The organism is Burkholderia sp. USMB20, assembly GCF_000949135.2.
In the GTDB taxonomy this organism is placed as follows: Bacteria; Pseudomonadota; Gammaproteobacteria; order Burkholderiales; family Burkholderiaceae; genus Burkholderia.
The window spans coordinates 54,143-76,039 of record NZ_JTAN02000018.1 but is presented as its reverse complement, the minus strand read 5'-3'; the positions used below and the strand labels follow the sequence as shown (position 1 = coordinate 76,039).

At 64.8% G+C, this 21,897-nt stretch carries 20 protein-coding genes, 1 tRNA gene and 1 pseudogene; 15 read left to right on the top strand and 7 right to left on the bottom strand.

The window, feature by feature from the left end; all coding sequences use genetic code 11:
* The first annotated feature begins 70 nt into the window (after positions 1–70).
* The 8 genes from thrS (at position 71) to PL79_RS22545 (ending at position 7,954) form a co-directional block, all read left to right on the top strand.
* Positions 71–1,978 (top strand): threonine--tRNA ligase, encoded by a 1,908-nt coding sequence (gene thrS, locus PL79_RS22580; protein WP_044846047.1) that lies wholly within the window; start codon positions 71–73, stop codon positions 1,976–1,978.
* A 49-nt stretch (positions 1,979–2,027) separates the two neighbouring features.
* Positions 2,028–2,552 (top strand): translation initiation factor IF-3, encoded by a 525-nt coding sequence (infC, locus tag PL79_RS22575; protein ID WP_071734130.1) that lies wholly within the window; start codon positions 2,028–2,030, stop codon positions 2,550–2,552.
* Positions 2,553–2,742: 190 nt separating this feature from the next.
* The gene (rpmI, locus tag PL79_RS22570) at positions 2,743–2,940 is read left to right on the top strand and encodes a 50S ribosomal protein L35 (protein ID WP_004191477.1); all 198 of its coding nucleotides are present in this window, start codon (positions 2,743–2,745) and stop codon (positions 2,938–2,940) included.
* 30 nt (positions 2,941–2,970) lie between these two features.
* Positions 2,971–3,330 carry a 50S ribosomal protein L20 gene (rplT, locus tag PL79_RS22565; RefSeq protein ID WP_004192938.1) on the top strand — a complete coding sequence of 120 codons (360 nt, stop codon included), beginning with the start codon at positions 2,971–2,973 and terminating at the stop codon, positions 3,328–3,330.
* Positions 3,331–3,479: 149 nt separating this feature from the next.
* A complete protein-coding gene (gene pheS / locus PL79_RS22560) occupies positions 3,480–4,493 on the top strand; it encodes a phenylalanine--tRNA ligase subunit alpha (protein ID WP_006753318.1) in 1,014 nt (337 codons plus the stop codon).
* A 97-nt stretch (positions 4,494–4,590) separates the two neighbouring features.
* Positions 4,591–7,020, top strand: coding sequence for a phenylalanine--tRNA ligase subunit beta (gene pheT / locus PL79_RS22555; RefSeq protein ID WP_044846046.1), 2,430 nt, complete (start codon positions 4,591–4,593; stop codon positions 7,018–7,020).
* Positions 7,021–7,092: 72 nt separating this feature from the next.
* The gene (locus PL79_RS22550; RefSeq protein WP_006486093.1) at positions 7,093–7,479 is read left to right on the top strand and encodes an integration host factor subunit alpha; all 387 of its coding nucleotides are present in this window, start codon (positions 7,093–7,095) and stop codon (positions 7,477–7,479) included.
* A 61-nt stretch (positions 7,480–7,540) separates the two neighbouring features.
* Positions 7,541–7,954, top strand: a complete 414-nt coding sequence (locus tag PL79_RS22545; RefSeq protein ID WP_044846045.1) for a MerR family transcriptional regulator — start codon at positions 7,541–7,543, stop codon at positions 7,952–7,954.
* An 83-nt stretch (positions 7,955–8,037) separates the two neighbouring features.
* Here the strand turns inward: PL79_RS22545 and PL79_RS22540 are convergent, their stop codons facing one another.
* Both PL79_RS22540 and PL79_RS22535 read right to left on the bottom strand, forming a co-directional pair.
* A complete protein-coding gene (locus PL79_RS22540; RefSeq protein WP_044846136.1) occupies positions 8,038–10,248 on the bottom strand; it encodes a lipoprotein in 2,211 nt (736 codons plus the stop codon).
* 356 nt (positions 10,249–10,604) lie between these two features.
* Positions 10,605–11,366 carry a tyrosine-protein phosphatase gene (locus tag PL79_RS22535; protein ID WP_235879318.1) on the bottom strand — a complete coding sequence of 254 codons (762 nt, stop codon included), beginning with the start codon at positions 11,364–11,366 and terminating at the stop codon, positions 10,605–10,607.
* A 456-nt stretch (positions 11,367–11,822) separates the two neighbouring features.
* Here PL79_RS22535 and PL79_RS22530 point away from each other — a divergent pair, with 456 nt between their 5' ends.
* The 3 genes from PL79_RS22530 (at position 11,823) to bamC (ending at position 14,135) form a co-directional block, all read left to right on the top strand.
* Positions 11,823–12,536, top strand: a complete 714-nt coding sequence (locus PL79_RS22530) for a methyltransferase domain-containing protein (RefSeq protein WP_044846043.1) — start codon at positions 11,823–11,825, stop codon at positions 12,534–12,536.
* A gap of 173 nt (positions 12,537–12,709) precedes the next feature.
* Positions 12,710–12,786: transfer RNA gene (locus PL79_RS22525), tRNA-Pro, on the top strand.
* 140 nt (positions 12,787–12,926) lie between these two features.
* Positions 12,927–14,135, top strand: coding sequence for an outer membrane protein assembly factor BamC (gene bamC, locus PL79_RS22520; protein WP_044846042.1), 1,209 nt, complete (start codon positions 12,927–12,929; stop codon positions 14,133–14,135).
* A gap of 713 nt (positions 14,136–14,848) precedes the next feature.
* Here bamC and PL79_RS22515 read toward each other — a convergent pair.
* From PL79_RS22515 to PL79_RS22505, 3 genes are all read right to left on the bottom strand, one after another.
* Positions 14,849–15,106: a hypothetical protein gene (locus tag PL79_RS22515; protein ID WP_006486090.1), complete on the bottom strand. Its 258-nt coding sequence runs from the start codon at positions 15,104–15,106 to the stop codon at positions 14,849–14,851.
* 136 nt (positions 15,107–15,242) lie between these two features.
* Positions 15,243–15,533, bottom strand: a complete 291-nt coding sequence (locus tag PL79_RS22510) for a hypothetical protein (protein ID WP_044846041.1) — start codon at positions 15,531–15,533, stop codon at positions 15,243–15,245.
* A 223-nt stretch (positions 15,534–15,756) separates the two neighbouring features.
* On the bottom strand, positions 15,757–16,473 hold the full coding sequence (locus tag PL79_RS22505; RefSeq protein WP_044846040.1) for a YdcF family protein: 717 nt from the start codon (positions 16,471–16,473) through the stop codon (positions 15,757–15,759).
* Positions 16,474–16,630: 157 nt separating this feature from the next.
* Here PL79_RS22505 and PL79_RS22500 point away from each other — a divergent pair, with 157 nt between their 5' ends.
* Positions 16,631–16,948 (top strand): hypothetical protein, encoded by a 318-nt coding sequence (locus tag PL79_RS22500; RefSeq protein WP_044846039.1) that lies wholly within the window; start codon positions 16,631–16,633, stop codon positions 16,946–16,948.
* 181 nt (positions 16,949–17,129) lie between these two features.
* Here the strand turns inward: PL79_RS22500 and PL79_RS36710 are convergent, their stop codons facing one another.
* Together PL79_RS36710 and PL79_RS22490 are read right to left on the bottom strand one after the other, a co-directional pair.
* Positions 17,130–17,381 carry a hypothetical protein gene (locus tag PL79_RS36710; RefSeq protein WP_044846038.1) on the bottom strand — a complete coding sequence of 84 codons (252 nt, stop codon included), beginning with the start codon at positions 17,379–17,381 and terminating at the stop codon, positions 17,130–17,132.
* Positions 17,382–17,583: 202 nt separating this feature from the next.
* Positions 17,584–17,979 (bottom strand): annotated as a pseudogene (locus PL79_RS22490) (transposase); the annotation flags it as partial.
* Positions 17,980–18,409: 430 nt separating this feature from the next.
* Between PL79_RS22490 and PL79_RS22485 the strand changes: the two are divergent.
* The 3 genes from PL79_RS22485 to scpB all read left to right on the top strand — a co-directional run bounded on the left by PL79_RS22485 (position 18,410) and on the right by scpB (position 21,876).
* Entirely contained in the window at positions 18,410–19,312 is a 903-nt protein-coding gene (locus PL79_RS22485; protein WP_044846037.1) for a LysR family transcriptional regulator, read from the top strand.
* 66 nt (positions 19,313–19,378) lie between these two features.
* Positions 19,379–20,581, top strand: coding sequence for a pyridoxal phosphate-dependent aminotransferase (locus tag PL79_RS22480; protein WP_044846036.1), 1,203 nt, complete (start codon positions 19,379–19,381; stop codon positions 20,579–20,581).
* Positions 20,582–20,853: 272 nt separating this feature from the next.
* Positions 20,854–21,876, top strand: coding sequence for an SMC-Scp complex subunit ScpB (scpB, locus tag PL79_RS22475; protein ID WP_044846035.1), 1,023 nt, complete (start codon positions 20,854–20,856; stop codon positions 21,874–21,876).
* Positions 21,877–21,897 lie beyond the last annotated feature (21 nt).

Genomic DNA, 21,897 nt, shown 5'->3' with positions numbered 1-21,897 from the left:
AAATTTTCGCGCGTGACTTTGATATCGCGTGTTTGGTTTGCCGCCCACTGTCGGCATCACGGAGATTGCTATGGTTTCGATACGCTTGCCTGACGGCTCAGTTCGACAATACGAGCATCCGGTGACAGTTGCCGAGGTTGCGGCCTCGATCGGTCCCGGCCTTGCGAAGGCTGCGCTTGGTGGCAAGCTCGATGGCGAGCTGGTCGATACGTCCACGGTCATCGATCGCGACGCATCGCTCGCGATCGTCACGGACAAGGATGCCGACGGTCTCGACATCATTCGTCACTCGACCGCGCACTTGCTCGCCTATGCGGTGAAGGATCTGTATCCGGATGCGCAGGTGACGATCGGTCCGGTGATCGACAACGGCTTCTACTACGACTTCTCGTACAACCGCCCGTTTACGCCTGAAGATCTGGAAAAGATCGAAAAGCGCATGCAGGAACTCGCGAAGAAGGACGAGCCGGTGACGCGCCGCGTCGTGTCGCGCGACGAGGCGGCCGGCTATTTCCGCAGCCTCGGCGAGAAGTACAAGGCCGAGATCATCGAATCGATTCCGCAAAGCGACGAAATCAAGCTGTACTCGCACGGCGGCTTCACCGACCTCTGTCGTGGCCCGCACGTGCCGTCGACCGGCAAGCTGAAGGTCTTCAAGCTGATGAAGGTCGCGGGCGCGTACTGGCGCGGCGACTCGAAGAACGAGCAGCTGCAGCGCATCTACGGGACGGCCTGGACGAAGAAGGAAGACCAGGATCAATACCTGCACATGCTCGAGGAAGCGGAAAAGCGCGACCACCGCAAGCTCGGCAAGCAGCTCGACCTGTTCCACATGCAGGAAGAGTCGCCGGGCATGGTGTTCTGGCATCCGAAGGGCTGGGCGCTGTGGCAGCAGGTCGAGCAGTACATGCGCCGCCGCGTGAACGAAGCCGGCTACCTCGAGATCAAGACGCCGATGATCATGGACCGCTCGCTGTGGGAAGCGTCGGGTCACTGGCAGAACTACCGCGAGAACATGTTCACGACGGAGTCGGAGAAGCGCGACTACGCGATCAAGCCGATGAACTGTCCGGGGCACGTCCAGGTGTTCAAGCACGGCCTGCGCTCGTACCGCGACCTGCCGCTGCGCTACGCGGAATTCGGCTCGTGCCATCGCAACGAGGCGTCGGGCGCGTTGCATGGCCTGATGCGCGTGCGCGGCTTCGTGCAGGACGATGCGCACATCTTCTGTACGGAAGACCAGATCATTGCCGAGTCGATCGCGTTCAACAAGCTCGCGATGAGCGTGTACGGCGATTTCGGCTTCGAGCACATCGACATCAAGCTGTCGCTGCGTCCCGAGCAGCGCATGGGTTCCGATGAAACGTGGGACCGTGCCGAGCAAGGGCTGCGCGAAGCGCTGACGGCCTGCGGCCTGTCGTGGGAAGAGCTGCCGGGCGAGGGTGCGTTCTATGGCCCGAAGATCGAGTACCACATCAAGGATGCGCTCGGCCGTTCGTGGCAGTGCGGCACGCTGCAGCTCGACATGATGCTGCCGGAGCGCCTCGGCGCCGAGTACGTTGCGGAAGACAACAGCCGCCGCCGGCCGGTGATGCTGCACCGCGCGATCGTCGGTTCGATGGAGCGATTCCTCGGCATTTTGATCGAGCACCACGCCGGTGCAATGCCGGTCTGGCTCGCGCCGTACCAGGCAATTGTGCTCAATATCGCCGAAAGTCAGGCCGAATATGCACAATCTCTGACCCAAACGTTGCAAAAACAAGGGGTTAGAGTGGTGGCCGATTTGCGCAACGAGAAGATTAGCTATAAAATACGCGAGCACACGCTGGAAAAGGTGCCTTATCTCCTCGTCGTGGGCGATAAGGAGCGTGATGCGCAAACGGTAGCCGTGCGTGCCCGTGGCGGCGTCGATCTTGGCGTTATGCCGATCGAAGCCTTCGTTGAGCGTCTGCAGGAAGACCTGCGCTCGTTCAAGTAACCGCCCTGGCAGCGCGGCTCGTTTTTTTAATTTTTAGAGGAAACGTAACATCGCTACTGATAAGTCGTCGCACCGCATCAACGGTGAAATCACTGCGCCGGAAGTGCGTCTGGTCGGGATCGAGAACGAACCGCTCGGTATCGTAAAACTCGCTGATGCTTTCCGTAAATCGGAAGAACTGGATGTTGACCTGGTGGAAATCGCGCCGCAAGCGGTTCCGCCGGTTTGCCGTCTGATGGATTACGGCAAGTTCAAGTACCAGGAATCGAAGAAGCAGCACGAAGCGAAGCTGAAGCAAAAGGTCATCCAGGTGAAGGAAGTCAAATTCCGCCCGGGTACCGATGACGGTGACTACAACGTCAAGCTTCGCAACCTCGTGCGCTTCCTCGAAGAGGGCGACAAGACGAAGATCACGTTGCGTTTCCGCGGCCGCGAAATGGCTCACCAGGAGATCGGCATGCGGATGCTTGAGCGTCTGCGCACGGATCTCGAGGAAGTCGGCCAGGTCGAGCAGATGCCGAAGATGGAAGGGCGCCAGATGATCATGGTGCTCTCGCCGAAGAAAAAGAAGTAACGGGCCCGCGCGCCACGCGCGCAGGTTCGAAAGTGGTTCGGTGCGTGGCCCGCTCAGGGCGGCGCACCAACAATGACGGCGGCTGCGCAAGCGGTTCGCCGTACACAAGTGGACTGGGTTTCGAAGGGCGGGTCAAGGGCGCAAGCCAACCGCACACCCATCGCCATCAAATAAACTGGAGTTGTTCGTCATGCCTAAGATGAAGACCAAGAAGAGTGCTGCAAAGCGCTTCGTGGTGCGTCCGGGCGGTACCGTCAAGCGCGGTCAAGCCTTCAAGCGTCACATCCTGACCAAGAAAACCACGAAGAACAAGCGTCACCTGCGCGGCGCAACGGCAGTTCATGATTCCGATCTGAACTCCGTCCGCGCGATGCTGCCGTTCGCGTAACCCCTCAACTGATACTCTAAGGAGAGAAACATGCCTCGAGTCAAACGTGGGGTAACCGCACGGGCCCGCCACAAGAAGATCATCAACCTGGCCAAGGGTTATCGCGGCCGTCGCAATAACGTCTACCGCATCGCCAAGCAGGCGGTGATGCGCGCTGGTCAGTACGCGTACCGCGATCGCCGCAACAAGAAGCGTGTGTTCCGCGCACTGTGGATCACGCGTATCAACGCGGCAGTTCGCCAGCACGACATGACCTACAGCGTGTTCATCAACGGCCTGAAGAAGGCGTCGATCGAACTCGACCGTAAGGTCCTGGCCGACATGGCGGTGTTCGACAAGGCTGCTTTTGCTGCGATCGTCAAGCAGGTGAAAGCCGCCGTTGCAGCCTAATTGCGAAATTAGCACTGCGTGGTTAGTTGCAGCGACGTTCCGGTAGTCTCGGCCGCTGCAGCGAAAACGGGGCTCTTCCGAGCCCCTTTTTTGTTTGGTGGAGCAGTTTCGCTCGCCAAGACCGAATGACGTTGGAAATGATGGGATCTATGGATCTGGACCAGATTGTCGCCGACGCGCAGCAGTCCTTCGAACAGGCTGCCGACATCACCACGCTCGAAAACGAGAAAGCACGCTTTCTCGGCAAGTCGGGTGCGCTGACCGAGTTGCTCAAGGGCCTCGGCAAGCTCGATCCCGAAGCACGCAAGACCGAAGGCGCACGCATCAACGTCGCGAAGCAGCAGGTTGAAGCCGCGCTGACCGCACGCCGCCAGGCGCTCGCCGACGCGCTGTTGAACCAGCGCCTCGCCGCCGAGGCGATCGACGTGACGCTGCCGGGCCGCGGCGCCGGCGCAGGCAGCCTGCACCCCGTGATGCGCACGTGGGAGCGCGTCGAACAGATTTTCCGCTCGATCGGCTTCGACGTGGCCGACGGTCCCGAAATCGAGACCGACTGGTACAACTTCACGTCGCTGAACAGCCCGGAAAACCATCCGGCGCGTTCGATGCAGGACACCTTCTACGTCGAAGGCAAGGATGCCGACGGCCGCCAGCTGCTGCTGCGCACGCACACGAGCCCGATGCAGGTGCGTTACGCGCGCATGAACCGCCCGCCGATCAAGGTGATCGCGCCGGGCCGCACGTATCGCGTCGACAGCGATGCGACCCACTCGCCGATGTTCAATCAGGTCGAGGGGCTGTGGATCGACGAGAACATCAGCTTCGCCGACCTCAAGGGCGTCTATACCGACTTCCTGAAGAAATTCTTCGAGCGCGACGACATCCTCGTGCGCTTCCGTCCGTCGTATTTCCCGTTCACGGAACCGTCGGCCGAGATCGACATGATGTTCGAGCACGGCAAGAACGCCGGCAAATGGCTCGAGATCTCGGGCTCGGGGCAGGTGCATCCGACCGTGATCCGCAACATGGGCCTCGATCCCGAGCGCTACATCGGCTTTGCGTTCGGCAGCGGCCTCGAGCGCCTGACGATGCTGCGCTACGGCGTGCAGGATCTCCGGCTGTTCTTCGAGAACGATCTGCGTTTCCTGCGCCAGTTCGCATAACGCACGCGCCGCGCCGACATGTGCCCGCGCATGCCCCGCCGGACGTTTCCGACGGGGGGCCGGGCGCCGATCTAACCTGTTTCGAACGTAGACATCCATGCAATTCCCTGAATCCTGGTTGAGAACCTTTGTCGACCCGCAGCTGACGACCGACGAACTGTCGCACGCGCTGACGATGGCGGGGCTCGAAGTCGAATCGCTGAGCAAGGCTGCGCCGCCGACGTCGAAGATCGTCGTCGGCCGCGTGCTCGAAGTCGTCAAGCATCCGGATGCGGACAAGCTCAATGTCTGCCAGGTCGACGCCGGCACCGGCGCGACGCTGAATATCGTGTGCGGCGCACCGAACGTGGCGCCTGGCATCAAGGTGCCGGTCGCGCTGGTCGGCGCGGAACTGCCGCCGGCGGAAGAGGGCGGCAAGCCGTTCGCGATCAAGCTGTCGAAGCTGCGCGGCGTGGAGAGCCAGGGGATGCTGTGCTCGGCGCGCGAACTGAAGTTGTCCGAGGACCACAGCGGCCTGCTGATCCTGCCGGAAGACACGCCGGTCGGCCAGGACATCCGCGATACGCTCAATCTCGACGACACGATCTTCGAAATCAAGCTGACGCCGAACAAGGCCGATTGCCTGTCGGTGTTCGGCATCGCGCGCGAGACGGCCGCGATCACCGGCGCGCCGCTGACGCCGGTCGATATCCGTCCGGTGCGCGTCGAGCTCGACGAAACGCTGCCCGTGCGCATCGCTGCGCCCGATCTGTGCGGCCGCTTCTCGGGTCGTGTGATCCGCGGCGTGAACGCGCATGCGAAGACGCCGCAATGGATGGTCGAGCGCCTCGAGCGCTCGGGCCAGCGCAGCGTGTCGGCGCTCGTCGACATCTCGAACTACGTGATGTTCGAGCTCGGCCGTCCGTCGCACGTGTTCGATCTGGACAAGATCCACGGCGGCATCGAAGTGCGCTGGGGCAAGCGCGGCGAGTCGCTGAAGCTGCTGAACGGCAACACGGTCGAACTCGACGAAACGGTCGGCGTGATTGCGGACGACCGTCAGGTCGAAAGCCTCGCGGGCATCATGGGCGGCGACAGCACGGCCGTCACGCTCGATACGACCAACATCTACCTGGAAGCCGCATTCTGGTGGCCGGACAGCATCCGTGGCCGCGCGCGCAAGTACAACTTCTCGACCGATGCGGCCCATCGGTTCGAGCGCGGCGTCGACTACGCGACGACCGTCGAACACGTCGAGCGCATCACGCAGCTGATTCTCGAAATCTGCGGCGGCAAGGCCGGCCCGGTCGACGACCAGGCGGTGAACCTGCCGCAGCGCGCGCCGGTGAAAATGCGCGTATCGCGCGCGAACCGCATCATCGGCGTGAAGATCGATGCCGACGAGATTGCGAACATCTTCACGCGCCTGCGCCTGCCGTTCGAGCGTGACGACGACGCGTTCCTGGTCACGCCGCCGTCGCACCGCTTCGACATCGAGATCGAGGAAGACCTGATCGAGGAAGTGGCACGCATTTACGGTTTCGAGAAGATTCCCGCGCGTCCGCCGGTCGCAACGAGCGAGATGCGCGCGACCAACGAGACGCGGCGTTCGATCCACGACATCCGTCATGCGCTCGCGGCGCGCGACTATGCGGAAACGGTCAACTTCAGCTTCGTCGATGCGGAGTGGGAGCACGACTTCGCCGGCAACGACAATCCGATCCGCCTGCTGAACCCGATCGCGAGCCAGCTGTCGGTGATGCGCACGACGCTGTTCGGCAGCCTGATCTCCGTGCTGCGCCACAACCTGAACCGTCGCGCGGATCGCGTGCGCGTGTTCGAGACGGGCCGCGTGTTCCTCGCCGATTCGTCGGTGAAGGCCGGCGAGCTGACCGTCGAAGGCTACACGCAGCCGAAGCGTGTCGGCGCGCTCGCGTACGGCCCGGCAGTCGACGAGCAGTGGGGCGTCGCGACCCGCGCGGTCGATTTCTTCGACGTGAAGGGCGATCTCGAGGCGCTGCTCGCGCCGGCCGCCGCGCGCTTCGTGAAGGCCGAGCATCCGGCCCTTCATCCGGGCCGCAGTGCGCGCATCGAAGTGGATGGCCGCGCGGTCGGCTGGATCGGCGAGCTGCATCCGCGCCTGATGCAGAAGTACGAGCTGCCGCACGCGCCGGTGATGTTCGAAATCGACGCGGATGCGCTGATCGCGCGTGCACTGCCGGCGCCGACCGACGTGTCGAAATTCCCGCCGGTACGGCGCGATATCGCCGTTGTCGTCGATCAGGCGGTCGAGGTTCAGGCACTTTTCGACGAAATGAAGAAGGCGCTGGCCGAAGACGCCTGCCGATTCGTTCAGAAGGTTGTACTCTTCGACGAATTTCGTGCAAAATCAAATACTTCCGGTGGTCTTGCCGCGCACGAGAAGAGCCTTGCCTTCCGCGTGACGCTGCAGGATACGGCTGGCACGCTACAGGACGAGGTCGTCGATCAGGCGATCCAGACGCTGGTCGAGCGGATGGCTCGTGCGGGTGCCCGCCTGCGCGGCTAAGGAGAGGGGCCGCCCGTTCGCGGGTGGCGCTTCCCCATCGTAAGTTTTGGTTTAACGCGCTGTATGGCAGATATGAACGACATGACCTCGAGTGAATTCGAAGCCCTCCTGACGGCGCAACGCAGCGCCATGAACCGCGACGCTTCGGCGCCGGCGTCCACCGAGACGCCGACGCTGACGAAAGCGGAGCTGGCGGAGCTGCTGTTCGACAGCGTCGGGCTGAACAAGCGTGAAGCGAAGGACATGGTCGAGGCGTTTTTCGAAGTGATCCGCGACGCGCTCGAAAACGGCGAAAGCGTCAAGCTGTCGGGGTTCGGCAACTTCCAGCTGCGCGACAAGCCGCAGCGTCCGGGCCGCAACCCGAAGACGGGCGAGGCGATTCCGATCGCGGCCCGCCGGGTGGTAACCTTCCACGCGAGCCAGAAGCTGAAGGCGCTGGTCGAAAACGGCGCGGAGTAACGCCCGCGCGCCGAAGTCTCCGCGCGGCCGCCGCGCATTCTTTACCGACGGTTAACCGACGATGACCACTACGGTTGAGAAAGTCGTCTTGCCTCCGATTCCCGCGAAGCGCTATTTCACGATCGGTGAAGTCAGCGAACTGTGCGGGGTCAAGCCGCACGTGCTGCGTTATTGGGAACAGGAATTCACGCAGTTGCGGCCGGTGAAGCGGCGTGGCAATCGCCGATACTATCAGCACCACGAAGTGCTGCTGATCCGGCGGATTCGCGAGTTGCTGTACGAACAGGGATTCACGATCAACGGCGCGCGCAACCGGCTCGATTCGCCGGGCGGCGAGCGCGCTGCCGCGGCGCCGGCCGAGCCCGATGTGCCGGCCGGCGACGCGCGAGTATCGGGCAAGCCGGGTGCAACGGTCGACGTGATCGCGTTGCGGCAGGCGCTCCTCGACGTGATCGACGGACTCAAACACGACTGAGCGCAACGCTCGAATCAACAAGAAACCCGGTCGGCGATGCGCCGCCGGGTTTTTTTCATGCACGCGGGCTCGTGCTCGGCGGGTCAGCGCGATGCGAGCGGGTTCGGCTTGCCCATGTCGACGACCAGCGTGCCGTCCGGCAGCATCCGCACCGAGCCCTGCGCGACCTGGCTGCGGTAGCCGTACAGGTCGAAACGCATTGGGCCGGCCTCGGCCGAGTTCCGGATCAGCGCGCGCACGTTAAGTTCGAGCACGTTGAACATCTTCATGTCGCCGCCTTCCATCCACATGTAGCTCGGCGCGTCGATCTGCGGCCGCTTCGTCGCGGGCGCGTCGGCGGCACGCCGGAACGTGAGGCGCAGCCCGTCGCGTTCGACCGTCGCCTGGCCGAGTTTGCCGTTCAGGACCGGCGGCGGAAACACGGTGTACTGGTCGAGCACCAGCGTGTCGCCGCGCAGCTCCGCGCCGCGGCGCTGCAGCGGCGTCAGCGACGCGAGCTCGATGCCGAGCGAGCGCAGCAGCTTCGCCTGCGGGATGCCGAGCACCGATACCTGCGCCGGCTTGAACGCGAGGTGCCGGTCGTCGAGTACCGACAGCGTGCCCTTCATGTCGGTCGGCAGCCACACGCCGGGCACGTGATTCCAGAGCTTGATGCCGCCCTGGACGCGCAATTCCTGGCCATCCGCGCTCAACTGCAAGTCGTTCAGCGAGCGCGGGGAGTAGTCGAGCAGGTAGTTGTTGAAGAGCGCCGACATCGCCTTCCACGATTCGACCACCGTCCCGCCGAGAATGCGGATGTCGTACTGGTTCGGATCGTCGAGATCGACCGGTTCGCCCGGGCGTTTCGCGATCAGCTGCACGTCGAGATCCTCGACATGGAAGCCGATGTCGCCGGACAGGTTGAAGTCGACGTTGTGCAGGTGGATCGTCGGGTTGCGGTTCGACACGTGCCGTTCGTTGAACGGGGCGGTCGACGAGCGCCGCATCGCGACTTTCTGCATGCCGGGTTGCGGCGCGCTGGCCGCGAGTGCAAACGCTTCCCAGTGCTGGCGCGAGTCGCGCAACGCATTCTGCTGCGCGGCGAGGAAGCTGTCGTTCAGGCGAGCGGCCGCATTGCCGAGCGCGGCGCCGCTCGCGGGGCCCGCGTACGACGGCATCCGGATCGCCATCGCGCCGCTTTCGTCGAAATTGAAATAGCCGGCCGAAACCTGGTCGCGATAGTGGTACAGGTCGAACACGAAGTGCTGGTCGCGCTTCGTCGGATCGACCGGGCCGATCAGGATGTCGGCGTTCATCGGCATCGAGCGCATGAATTTCACGTCGCCGCCGCGGATGTACATCGCCTGTTGCGGCGCGTTCGCGGGGAGCGCGAAGCCGGCATGCGAGCCGTCGTCGAGCGTCAGGTCGAGGCCGGCCGGTGTTACGCGCAGCGCGGTGATCCGGATCTTCAGCCGTGGCGGCGGCATCAGCTTGTCGACCGACATCACGAGGTCGTCGCCGGCGAGCCGCGCGATCGGTGTTTCCACCTTCAGCAGATCGGCCATCTTCACGTTGGCCGCGCGCATGACCGGCTGCGCGTTGATGCCCGACACGCGCACGCCGGTCGGGTGGAATACGAGCTGGCTGCCGTCGCGGATCGCGAGCGTGCCGGTCAGCGAGAACGGCACCCAGCCGTCGCGCTGCATCTCGCCTTGAAGATGGATCACGCCGTCGCCGGCCGATACGGCGAGCTTGCGCAGCGGCGCGTTGCGGTAACCGAAGATGTAAGTGTCGAAGAGCGCGGTCAGCTTTGCGTTGTCGAGCGTGACCGCGCCTTCGTGTACGTCGATCTCGAAGCTCGTCGGGTCGTCGAATACGATGGGGGCGCCGGCCTGCGTCGGCACGAGCGTCGCGGACAGTTGATGGATGAAGAAGCCGAGGTTGTTGACGATGCGGAAATCGACGTCGCGCAGGAACGTCATCGCGCCGTTCTGGCCCGAGTCGCGCAGCGTGAAGGGGCGCGGTTGCGTGAGCTTGATCGACGCGAGCGACGGCACCGTGCGGGCGATCTGCTGTTCGTGAGCGAGGCGTTCGGCTTTGGCGCGCTCGATCTTCGTCGATGCGACCGACGCGTTGCCGTCGCGCTGCGCGGCCGGTTCCGCGCAGCCGGTGCAGAGCAGCGCGAGCGCAAGCGCACCGCAGCCGAATGCGCGAGCGGTGCCGTGTGAAACCGGGGCGGCCGCGCGTCGCAGGCCGGCCATCCAGTCGAAACTTGCCAAGGGCGTGCGATGGCCGCGCCGGACCGAATTCCGCATCGTCTGTCTCCATGTCTTGTCGTGACCGGCGAGGGCGCGCGATCGATGCGCGGCGCAGTCGTCGATGCCGTGCAGTGTGGCATAGCGCGCTAGAGCGGCGTTACCAAACAGCGGGCGTGCGGGCAACATCGGTCGGCGCACGACAGGGCAAAGGATTCGCGGCGTCGGGGCGGCGATATCAAACGCTCGTTTGGTTTTGCGGTCGAGGCGGGCGGCGCGCATTGAGCCGGATCGGCAAACCCGGCGTCGGCGTGGGTTGACGCCGGGTCACTTGCCGGATGAAGGCCGTGTCCGATCCGTGCGCGGCGGCAGCGCGATGACAGCCGCGCTGTCGCCAGTGCCGCCTGCATGGTCGGTCAGACCAGCATGCGCTGCCGGATCGCATTCTGCGTCGACGCGTCGAGCTGCAGGCCGTTCTCGATGTATGACGTCATCGAGCCATACGACGCGACGACCTGATCGAACGCCGCCTGCAGATAGGCGGCTTGCGCGCCTTGCAGCGCGGCCATCATGTCGGCCGCATCCTGCCCGCCGCGCTTTTGCGCCTGCGCGACATAGGCGGCGATTTCCGACGCGCTGTAGACGTTGGTCAGCAGATAGTCGGCGAGAATCGTCTGCGGGCGGACACCGAGGATCGTGTGCAGGATGGCCGTCGCCCAGCCGGTGCGATCCTTGCCGGCCGTACAGTGGAAGACCAGATTGCCGCCGGATGAGGCGAAGCCGGCAAACAACGCGTGGTAGCTCGTGCGTGCGGTTTCCGACGTCACGAACGCCCGATACATGCTCATCATGAAGGCCGTAGCCGTCGCGCCGCTGGTCGGCAGCGGACCGAGATTGGCGGCGCCGAGCACGTTGAGGTTCTGCCAAATGGCGCCCGCCAACGGTACATCCGGCTGCGCTTGGATCTCGGAGGTCGTGCGCAGGTCGCACACCTGCGTGATGCCGAGCGTATCGACCGTTGCGACGTCGGCCGCGGACAACGTGAGCGCGGACGACCGGTAGATCACGCCTTTTTTCATCGCTGCGCCGCTCGGGGTGGCATAGCCCGTTCCGTCCGGTCCTGCGGTATCGCGAAAATTCGCTACCGAGGCGAGCCTGGGCGTCGTGACGGGGGCGATCGCGATCGAATCGCCGCCGCACGCGGACAGAAACGACGCGCTTCCCAGCGCGATGCCGAACGTGCCGGCGCCCAGCCGGAGAAAGTGTCGTCGGGAAATTTCGTTTTTCTGATGCATTCACTGACCTTTGTCGGAGACTGTCACGGGAAGTTGCGACCGCCGTTGCGATCGAAGTCGCTGCCGGCCCGGCCCGGCCCGGCGCGCCGCGCGGCAACGCGCAGATCTGCGATCTCGATCGGCCTGCAGTCGGACGATGCGCCGGGCGCGTCGATCTCGCGCCGGGTAAGCGCACGGTAGCGATCCGCGGCGAAACGGCCATCGTCCTTTTCGACTAGGACGCGATGCGGGCGCGGTGCAATTCGCGCAACTTGCGATGCGTGCGACGGCTGCGGCGCGGTAAGATCGGCGTCAGTGGCTTGATGATCGAAGCATGGTGGCCGACACGGGGGAGGCGTCATGGATCTGAAGGAACTCGACGTATTGGGAGCGGACGTCGGCGATCACTGGTACTACGCGTCGAAGGCGAGCGCGATTCGCCGGTTTCTGGGCGCGGCGGATGCGAACCGGATACTCGATGTCGGCGCGGGCTCGGGTTTCTTTTCGAAACATTTGCTCGAGCGCACGCAGGCGACGGAAGCGTGGTGTGTCGACACGAGCTACGCCGACGATACCGACGGCGAGGCGGCAGGCAAGCCCGTCCATTTTCGCCGCGCCGTCAATCGGCTCGATGCCGATCTCGTGTTGCTGATGGACGTGCTCGAGCACGTCGACGACGATGTCGGGCTGCTTGCACAATATGTGGCCGGCGTGCCGAAGGGCAGCCGCTTCCTGATCACCGTTCCCGCGTTTCAGTTCCTCTGGAGCGCGCACGACGACTTTCTTGAACACAAGCGCAGGTATACGCTCGACGGCCTCGAAGACGTCGTGCGCCGTGCGGGGCTCGAGGTCGAGCGCGGCGCTTACTACTTCGGCTTCACGTTTCCGCTCGCGGCGGCATTGCGACTGAGCGAGCGGGCGCGTCGCCAGCCACGCGAACCCGCGTCGCAACTGCGTCGGCACCATCCGGTAGTCAATGGTTTGCTCAAGCTGATCTGCCGCGCCGAGCTGCCGATGTTCCGGTTCAACCGGTTGGCGGGGCTCACGGTGATCTGTGTCGCGCGCAGCGCGTGAGCGTCAGGCGGATCGTGTGGACGGACGACGGACCGGCGGGGCGTCATGTGCGTCGCCGTTCGTGTCGAATCCGTCACGCCACGGTGCGCCACAAAAAATTTCGGCAGGGACATGCACAAAATGCATGCGACCCGTTCTAAATCGGCCAACTCTCTGTTATAATTTTTTTCTTTCGGGGCGTAGCGCAGCCTGGTAGCGTACCTGCATGGGGTGCAGGTGGTCGGAGGTTCAAATCCTCTCGCCCCGACCAGATAAGAACCCGCGTCAGCTCAGGCTGACGCGGGTTTTTTCTTGCCCGTCGCTTTTTTGCACATCCCGGCGCGGCCCCGGTAAAATGCAAGGTTGATCCACGGAAAGCGCCGTGATTTAGCGGAAGAGGATTCCCCGAACATGACTGATCTTCGTCTTACCATGCGGTTCGCTGCAGTGCTCGCCACCGGCGCGCTCGTCGCCGGTTGCGGTACGTCGTCGCCCACGAAAGTGGACTACAAGAGCGATTCGAAATCGAAGGAAGCGTCGCTCGCAGTGCCGCCCAACATGCTCGACGAGACGGCCGATCAGCGTTCGCTGCCGCCGCAGGGCGGTGCGACTTCCCTGTCCGCGCTTCAGCAGGTCCAGCACACGGCGCCCGCGACGGATACCGTCGCGCCCGCCGTGGCCGGCATGCATATCCAGCGCGACGGCACCGAGAGCTGGCTCGTGATCGACGGCAAGAAGCCCGCCGACATCTGGCCGCAAGTGCGCCGCTTCTGGCAGGAGCAGGGCTTCCTGCTGGTCGTCGACCAGCGCGACAAGGGCGTGATGGAAACCGACTGGAACGAGACCCATCCGCAGATCAACGACGGCCTGATCCGCAGCGTGATCTCGAAAGCGATGGGCAATTCGTACGTGACGGCCGAGCGCAACAAGTACCGCACGCGCCTCGATTCGGCGCCGAACGGCGGTACCTATGTGTTCGTCAGCCAGAAGGGCATGCGCGAGGCGATCACCGGCGCGAACAACGATTCGAGCAAGTGGGAAGCGAAGCCGAACGATCCGGCGCTCGAGACGGAATACCTGAAGCGGCTGATGGCGGTGCTCGCGCAGAACGAGCAGCGTGCGAAGAACGGCGAGCCGCCGGTCGCGAACATCAACGACAACACGGTGCCGAAGGACAAGAAGGCCGATACCGACGCGTCGAAGGCGGCCGCCGCGGCGATCGCTGCGCAGAACGTCGCGCGTACGTCGTCGCAAGCGAACGACGTCGACACGAGCGCGGTGCCGTCCGAAGTCACGCTCGGCGAGCCGTACGACCGGTCGTGGCTGCACGTCGGCCTCGCACTCGATCGCGCGAACTTCACGGTCGACGATCGCGATCGCACGAAGGGTCTGTATTTCGTGCGTTATGTCGATCCGAAGGATCTGAGCGCGGCCGAGCAGGGCTTCTGGAGCCAACTGTTCCACGGCAAGAAGGAAAAGCAGGCGAAGCAGTATCGCGTCAACGTGAAGGCGCTGACGGCCGACCAGACGCGTGTGGCAGTCGTCGACGATTCGGGTGCGATCGATTCGTCGTCGCCGGCCCGGCAGATCATGGGGCTGCTCGTGAATCAGCTGCGCTGATCGCGGTACGATCCCGCTCGTCGAACAAGCCCGCCGCCCGGCGGGCTTTTTTTATGGTCGCGCGCCGTGACGTCGGCGTGTGCGGGACGTTCGGCTGCTCCGCCTTGTGACGTTACGTAACATCCGCGCGTTACGGCGGCGGAACGGGTGTTACATCGTCATGGTCCCAGAAAATATCCTTATGGATCAATGACGTGCTTTCGAAAATGCACCTGGCACGCAAACTGCTTTACTAGTTCGAATCGTTAGGACAGGGAGGGTGGTGCCAGAGACCGGGCAGGCGTCGAGAACGCCCGACCAACGGTTTCGACGTCCCCAGATGCCGGCGCTGCGAGCGCGGGCACAACCGATGATGATCCGCGCCGCGCGCGGGTCCCGGTGGCCCCGTCGCCTATCCTCGTAGGGCGACGGTTTCGCCCGCGCTTCGTATGAAGCGCGGGCAATTTTTTTGGTGGGGCCGCAATGCGAGGGCGCCGATCCGGCCTGTGCGGGATTCGGTGATTCGCAATCAATTCGAGTGGGGGCGGCGTGGTTCGCATCCGGCGAGCGCCGGTAGGGCGAGGTCGCGTTGGCCGCGTGCGAGCGTTCCGCTCACACGCCGCTCAATCGCGAAACGGACGCGGACCGGCTCGATCGGCCCGGGATTCGCGTGCCGTCGCAGCGCGTGCGAGCAGGGCGGTGCGGCCGGACGCGTTGCCGGCCGCCGCGACGCGTCAGTGCGACGCGCTGGGTACGTCGAGGATCAGGATGATCGTCCAGTCGGCATCGCCGTCGTGGTGATACTGGCGTTCGGCGACGATGAACGGTTGCTGCTTGCCTTGCGGGCCGAGGAAAAGCACGTCGCCCTCCATCGGCAGGCACTCGATCGGCGGCAGCGCGAGAAAGGCGTCGTCCGAGCCGCGCGGCATCAGTTGCTTGATCTTGCGAGTGGCTGCTTCGGTCCACTCGATGTCGAGTTGAATGTTGCTCATGCTGTCCTCCGCACCGGGGTGCGCACGGGTGGAAAATTTCGGTGCGCGACTTTAGCACAGCGCGCAGGCGCCGCAACCAAAAAAGCCGAACCCGGTTGCCCGGATTCGGCTTTTCGCTTGTGCGGTGCCGCCGAACTTACTGGCTGGCAGCGTCTGCCGGAGCGGCCTTGGCGGCCTTCTTGCCAGCCTTCTTGCCAGCCTTCTTCGCTGCCTTGTGGTGAGCAGCCTTCTTGCCGTGGTGCTCTTCCTGCGCCGCCGGCTGTGCAGCCTCGGCTGCTTGCTGCTGTTGCAGTGCCTGTGCGCGCTGCTCGATCTCGGCGATCTTCGCCGGGTCGGTGATGGTCTGGATTTGCGTGCTCTCTTGCGCATACGCTGCGCCAGTCAGCGCCGACATCGCGACCAGAATAGCCAGGGACGTCTTCTTCATTGCTTTACCTCCGCTAAGTGGTGATGAACCCGAATGTTGCCGTTTTGTCTGGCGACTGCAATCGAGTGCGTGTCGAGTGTAACAAAAGTGACGGATCAATGTGCACCGGATCGAGGCACAGCGCAAGGCCCCGTTGAAGTCGCGCAACACTTCGTGCATTCCGTCATGCGCATGCCATCCCGGGGCGGCACCGTCGCGTTCGCCGCCGGTGCAAGCGTCGCCATCAAAACCAGCCGAGCCATCGGTAGACGTGGAACTGTGCGATGCCGATCAGTTCGTGCAATGCCTGATTCGCGTCTTCCAGGTTGTGCCAGCGGGGCAGCCAGCCCGTTTGCGCGCGCCGGCGGTTCGCATAAACGGGTTGCGGATCGATGCCGAAGCGGCGGAAATCGAGCAATGCGCGGCGCATCTGATAGGACGACGTGACGAGAATGCGCGTGTCGTCATGTTGTGAGCGTAGTATAGATGCAGTGAATTTCGCATTTTCGTAGGTGGTACGGCTGTTCGGCTCGAGGACGAGGTCGCTGGAAGCGACACCCGCCGCGACCAGCAGGCGCCCGTAGACGGCCGCCTCGGTTTCGCCGTGACGTTGCGGGTCGCCGCCCGACATCACCACGGTGCAGCGGGCGGCCTGCTGCCGGCACATGCGGTAGAGCGCCGCGGTCTCGCGGATGCGTGCTTCCCCGTCGGGAGGCGGTCGAAGGCCGGTGTCGCTGCGCCGCGTGCCGGCGCCGATGATGATCAGTGTGGTCCGGCCATGCATGTCGGGGCGCTCGACCGGCGTCACGCCCGCCTCGGTCCACGCGATGAGCGGCGCGGCGAGCCAGCCTGTCGCGAGCAGCCAGAACAGCGCGACGCTCGCGATCGCGGTGAGTCGCCGCCGCTTGCGGCAGAGCATGAAACCGATGAAGAGAAGTACAAATGAATCGAACAGAATCAATTTGATTGGGGTATGGTGTCTTTTTATGGACGGCTGACGATCCGGCCCTGACGCGACGCCGAACGTCGGCCCCCAGAATCGGTGGCGGTATCGGCGGGCGGAGCTCCCGCCCGGCGCGCCGCTTCGCATTGTCGCTGCACTTTAAGAAAGAATCGAGATGACCACGTATTCCAACGAAGCGGTGCTCGACGCATTGAGACGAGTGCAGTACCGCCAGGTACCGTGGGCGCGCCGCCCGGGCGTGTTCGAGTATCTCCGGTCGCTGGGGCTGATGGACACGGTCAGGCAGAAGACCGTTGCTCCCGCACCGGGTTTCCATGCGCCGGTCGACATCGCGGTGCTGACCGACAACGGTCGTGCCGAATGCGCGCGCCTCGAGCGTGACGAGAAACTGCTTTCCTGGACCGATCGCCGTATGGACGACTACGCATTGAGCGAAGCGAGCGCCGTGGCGATTCTCGAAAGCCGCCTGTAGCGGCGCACTCCCGTTCTCGCGCGCCGTCCACCGGCGACGCAAAAAAAAGCCCGTATCGCGAGGATACGGGCGTACCGGATACTTTTGCTGTTGCCACGCTGTGCTCATGGCAACGAATGTGACTCGTCGCATGTCGGGCAGTTCCCGAATCCGGTAATTTTCTTTGACGAATTCCTGCGGACTACGGATGACGCGGCAGGTCGGACGGCTGCGAGCCAGTGCGCGCGCGCGCGTTGCTGGCGATGTCGCCGCGCAAATCGCCGCGCGGCACGGTCTGCCGATTGGGCGGCGCGGCGGGCGGTTGCTGGCGAAGGGTGTTCCGATGATCCTGCTGGTGGTGAGGCGGCTTCGCGCGATCGTCCGCGCGAGCGGGGGCGGTCAGCGCCAGCGAAATGACAATGCCGCATGCGACGAGCAGTGACATTGGTTTCATGGCGGGGCTCCCTTCAAGCCACCGGCGCGGCCTGTTGATATTTCGCTAAGGTAAGCGTGGGAGTGCAGGCTTGCTGTAAATAATCGTAAATAGATGTATCGCCGCACGACAGGCGTAATCGACGGCGACGCGAGCGCCGCGCAAAAGCGCGTGGCACTGAAAGAAACCGGGCGGCCGAAGCCGCCCGATCGAGCATGCGTTACGCCATCTTCACGGGGGCGCGCCAGGATTCCGGGTTGGTCCAGAAGGCGCCGCGCAGCCGGTCGCGGCTCGGCGGTGCTGGCGGCTTCGTCGCGCTCGCCCCGATGCGCCCGCGCAGCGAGATCTGGCGGCCGCTCGTGCCGAGTCGCTTGACGATTTCGGCGAGCGTGCCGTCTGCCTGCCATTCGTCGAAGCGACGGCGGCAGGTCGGCGGCGACGGATAGCGGCCCGGCAGCTTCGACCAGCCTTCACCCGTCGACAGTACCCACAGCACGGCGTTTACCACCGAACGGGCCTCCACGCGGGGACGGCCGCGCCGTTCACTGCGTGCGGGTTCCGAGCAAAACAGACCTTCGACCAGCGCCCACTCGTTATCTCTCAAATCGTCGAACAGCATCATGTCCTCACCTCAGCGAAGCTAACTCCGGTGCGCTGCCCTGCGCCGCGCACTCTTCAAGCACTCGAGCGTCGAGTGCCGGGTGGGGGCTTCCGGTTGGCCGGCAGCGGCGTTTCTGCCCTCTGTCCGACTCGACCTGCGCCCTGTACGTCAGATAAAGCACGATGTGTGCCATGTCTGAGGCGATTCCCGCGAGAGCCGCTTGGCAGCGGGCTGACGGCTAAGTCAGCTAGGGGCGTATAAGACGCCAAAATAACCCGCCAGCAAATCAGGACAATCACCAATCTTGTGCAAGTCGCCCGTGCTACGTGCGTTTGCGTCGATATTGCACCGCAGCGAAACATGTGCTGCCGGTGCCGGATTCGCACATCGAAGACGATGGCGCGCATTAAAATCGCGCATCGGTATCGACGATTGATGAGGAGAGGGGATGAACGTTACGCTGCGCCAGCTTCGCGTATTCATCGAGGTTGCGCGGCTCCGGAGCTTCAGTCGCGCGGGCGACGAGATCGGGCTCACGCAGTCCGCGGTTAGCCGTTGCGTGCGCGAACTCGAGACCGAGCTCGGACTGAAGCTGATCGACCGGACGACGCGCGACGTGCAGTTGACCGACGTCGGGACGAACCTGATCGCGAGCGTGTCCCGCCTGATCGCCGATCTCGACGACACGCTGCGCGAGATTCGCGAGATCGGCGAGCAGCGGCGGGGGCGCGTGATCGTCGCTGCGAGCCCGACGATCGCGTGCCGGCTGATGCCGCGCGTCGTCGCGTCGTGCGAGCGCCAGTTCCCGTTCGTCACGCTCGGCCTGCGTGACGACGTGCAGAGCGACGTCCTGCGCAAGGTGAAGTCGAGCGAAGTCGATTTCGGCGTCGTCATCGGGCCGCTCACCGTTGCCGATCTCGTGTGCGAACCGTTGATGACCGACTCGTTCTGCCTGGTCGCGCGCGCCGATCATCCGCTCGCGGCGCGGGCCGAGGTGCCGTGGACGGCGCTCGACGGCGAGCGTCTCGTGCTGCTCGACCATGCGTCCGGAAGCCGGCCGCTGATCGACGCTGCGCTGGCCGCCCATCGGGTCAATGCGACGGTCATGCAGGAGCTCGGGCATTCGGCGACGGTGTTCGGGCTCGTCGAGGCCGGCGTCGGCGTGAGCGTGCAGCCGTGGCTGTCGCTGCCGCTGCCGGCCGGATCGACGCTGGTCGCGCGGCCGCTGACGCCGCGTACCGAGCGCACCGTCGAACTGGTGCGCCGCCGCGACCGCTCGCTGTCGCCGGCCGCGCAGGCGATCTGGGAACTCGTGCGCCAGATGCCGGCGCGGGCGGAGGATCTCGACTGAAAGGGTGCGGATCGGGCGCGCACGCCGGTACACTACGCGGATCGTGTTCCTCGGTGGCGGTTCTCGATGACGCATTCCGCAGATGTCGGCCCGGCGACGGGCGAGCCGGCGGCGCGCAGCGCAGTTCAGGCGCTGCGTCCGTCGCTGATCCGGGAAGTGGCGAACGCCGGCTTCGGCGTACCCGACGTGCTGCCGTTCTGGTTCGGCGAGTCCGATCGCGTGACGCCCGCATTCATTCGCGACGCGGCTGCCGCCGCACTGCGCGACGGTGCGACCTTCTACACGCACAACCTCGGCACCGTGCCTCTGCGCAACGCGATTGCGACCTATGTTGGTGCGCGTCACGGTGCGACGGCGGCCGATACGATCGCCGTGACGAGTTCGGGCGTGAGCGCGCTGATGCTGGCTGCGCAGTTGCTGGTCGGCCCGGGCGACCGCGTCGTCGCCGTCACGCCGCTCTGGCCGAATCTCGTCGAGATCCCGAAGATCCTCGGTGCACAGGTCGAGTGCGTGTCGCTCCGCCATGGCGATGCGGGCTGGCGGCTCGACGTCGACCGGCTGATCGCGGCGCTGACGCCCGGCACGCGGATGCTGTTCGTCAACTCGCCGAACAATCCGACCGGCTGGGTGATGTCCCGCGACGACCAGCAGGCCGTGCTCGCGCATTGCCGGCGCCACGGCATCTGGGTGGTCGCCGACGAGGTGTACGAACGGCTCGTGTTCGGCACGGACGGCGCGGCGTCGTTCCTGGACATCGCATCGCGCGACGAGCGGGTAATCGTCGTGAATTCGTTCTCGAAGGCCTGGGCGATGACGGGCTGGCGGCTCGGATGGCTGGTCGCGCCGGCGTCGGTGATGGGCGATCTGTCGAAGCTGGTCGAGTACAACACGTCGTGCGCGCCGGGTTTCATCCAGGCCGCGGGAGAAGTCGCGCTGCGTGACGGCGAGCCGTTCGTGCAGTCGTTCGTCGCGGCGCTGCGCGGTGCGCGTGACCACCTGGTCGCCGCGCTGCGCACGTTGCCGGGCGTCGACGTGCCGCCTCCGCCGGGTGCGATGTCCCTGTTCCTGCGGTTGCCGGGCGCGGACGACAGTCTTGCGTTCTGCAAGTCGCTGGTGCGCGAGGCGGGGCTCGGGCTGGCGCCCGGCCGCGCGTTCGGCCCGGAGGGGGAAGGGTTCGTGCGCTGGTGCTACGCGTGCGATCCGGTGCGGCTCGAGGCAGGCGTCGAGCGCTTGCGGGCGTTCCTCGCGCGCGGCGCAGGCCTGCGTTGAAGCGGGGACGGAGCGGGTGCGGCGTGCGGGCGGCGGGCCTTTCGGCTCATCTTTACGCACCGGGCAATTTTGCGTAAGATGGCGCTCAGTCACGCGGTTCCGTCGTTGAACCGTGCTGTTCCGTCCGGTTTGGGCCTGGCTTGAAGTTGGTTCGCCGCCCCCGGTTCGTGCTCCCATCAATATGACCGATCAGAATCGGGCGAGCGCGTCTTCCGTTCCTTTCGTCTGTTTGTTGATCCGGTTCGTTTGACCACAGGGTCTGGCCTAGCTGCATGAATACCCAAGAGGCGAAGATCGTCCTCGAGACTGCTTTGATCTGTGCGCAGGAACCGCTGAAGCTCGGCGATTTGCGCAAGCTCTTTGCCGACGGCGTGTCGGCTGACACGGTCCGCACGTTGCTCGAAGATCTGAAACAGGATTGGTCCGGCCGCGGTGTCGAACTGGTGGCGCTGGCAACCGGATGGCGCTTCCAGAGCAAGCCGGCGATGCGCCATTACCTGGACCGACTGCATCCCGAGAAGCCGCCGAAATATTCGCGTGCGGTGCTCGAGACGCTCGCGATCATTGCGTATCGGCAACCCGTCACGCGCGGCGACATCGAAGAGATTCGCGGCGTCACGGTCAATACGCAGGTGGTCAAGCAGCTCGAGGATCGCGGCTGGATCGAGGTGATCGGGCATCGCGACGTGCCGGGCCGCCCGGCGCTGTACGCGACGACCAAGCAGTTCCTCGACGATCTCGGCCTGAAGGCGCTCGACGACCTGCCGGCGCTCGAGGAGCCGGCAGCGAACATCGAAGCCGCGCTGCTCGCGCAGCAGGCGATGGACTTCGACGGCGATGCGCCGGCGGCGGACGCGGTGCCGGAAGCCGGCGAAGCGGCGGCCGACGAGCCGCACGTTCAGCCGGATGAATTGCCGGGCGACGCCGCAACGGAAGGCGCGCCGACGCAGGAAATGCCGAACCGCGATACGCTGGAAGCGGATCGCGTTCAGAGCGAACAGGGCGGCGCCGAAGCAGCGCCGGCCGGCGGGCAGCCCGAGCCGCTGCACGCGGTGTGGAACGAGGAAGATCGCAAGCCGGCTGCCGACGCGGTTGCCGGAGACGGAGCGGAAGCGGCCGGCGACATACCGGGCGAGGCTGGCCAGGCCGACGCCTCACGCTCCCGTCCCGCGGACGGCGAGTTGCTGGACGATACGTCCGACAGCCTCGCCGACGCCGTACGCAGTGCCAGCGCGCCCATCGGCGCCGACGCACTGCCGGACGACGAAGCAGAACCCGAACAGCGCCGCGCCTGATCGCGGCCGACTTCTTGCCGC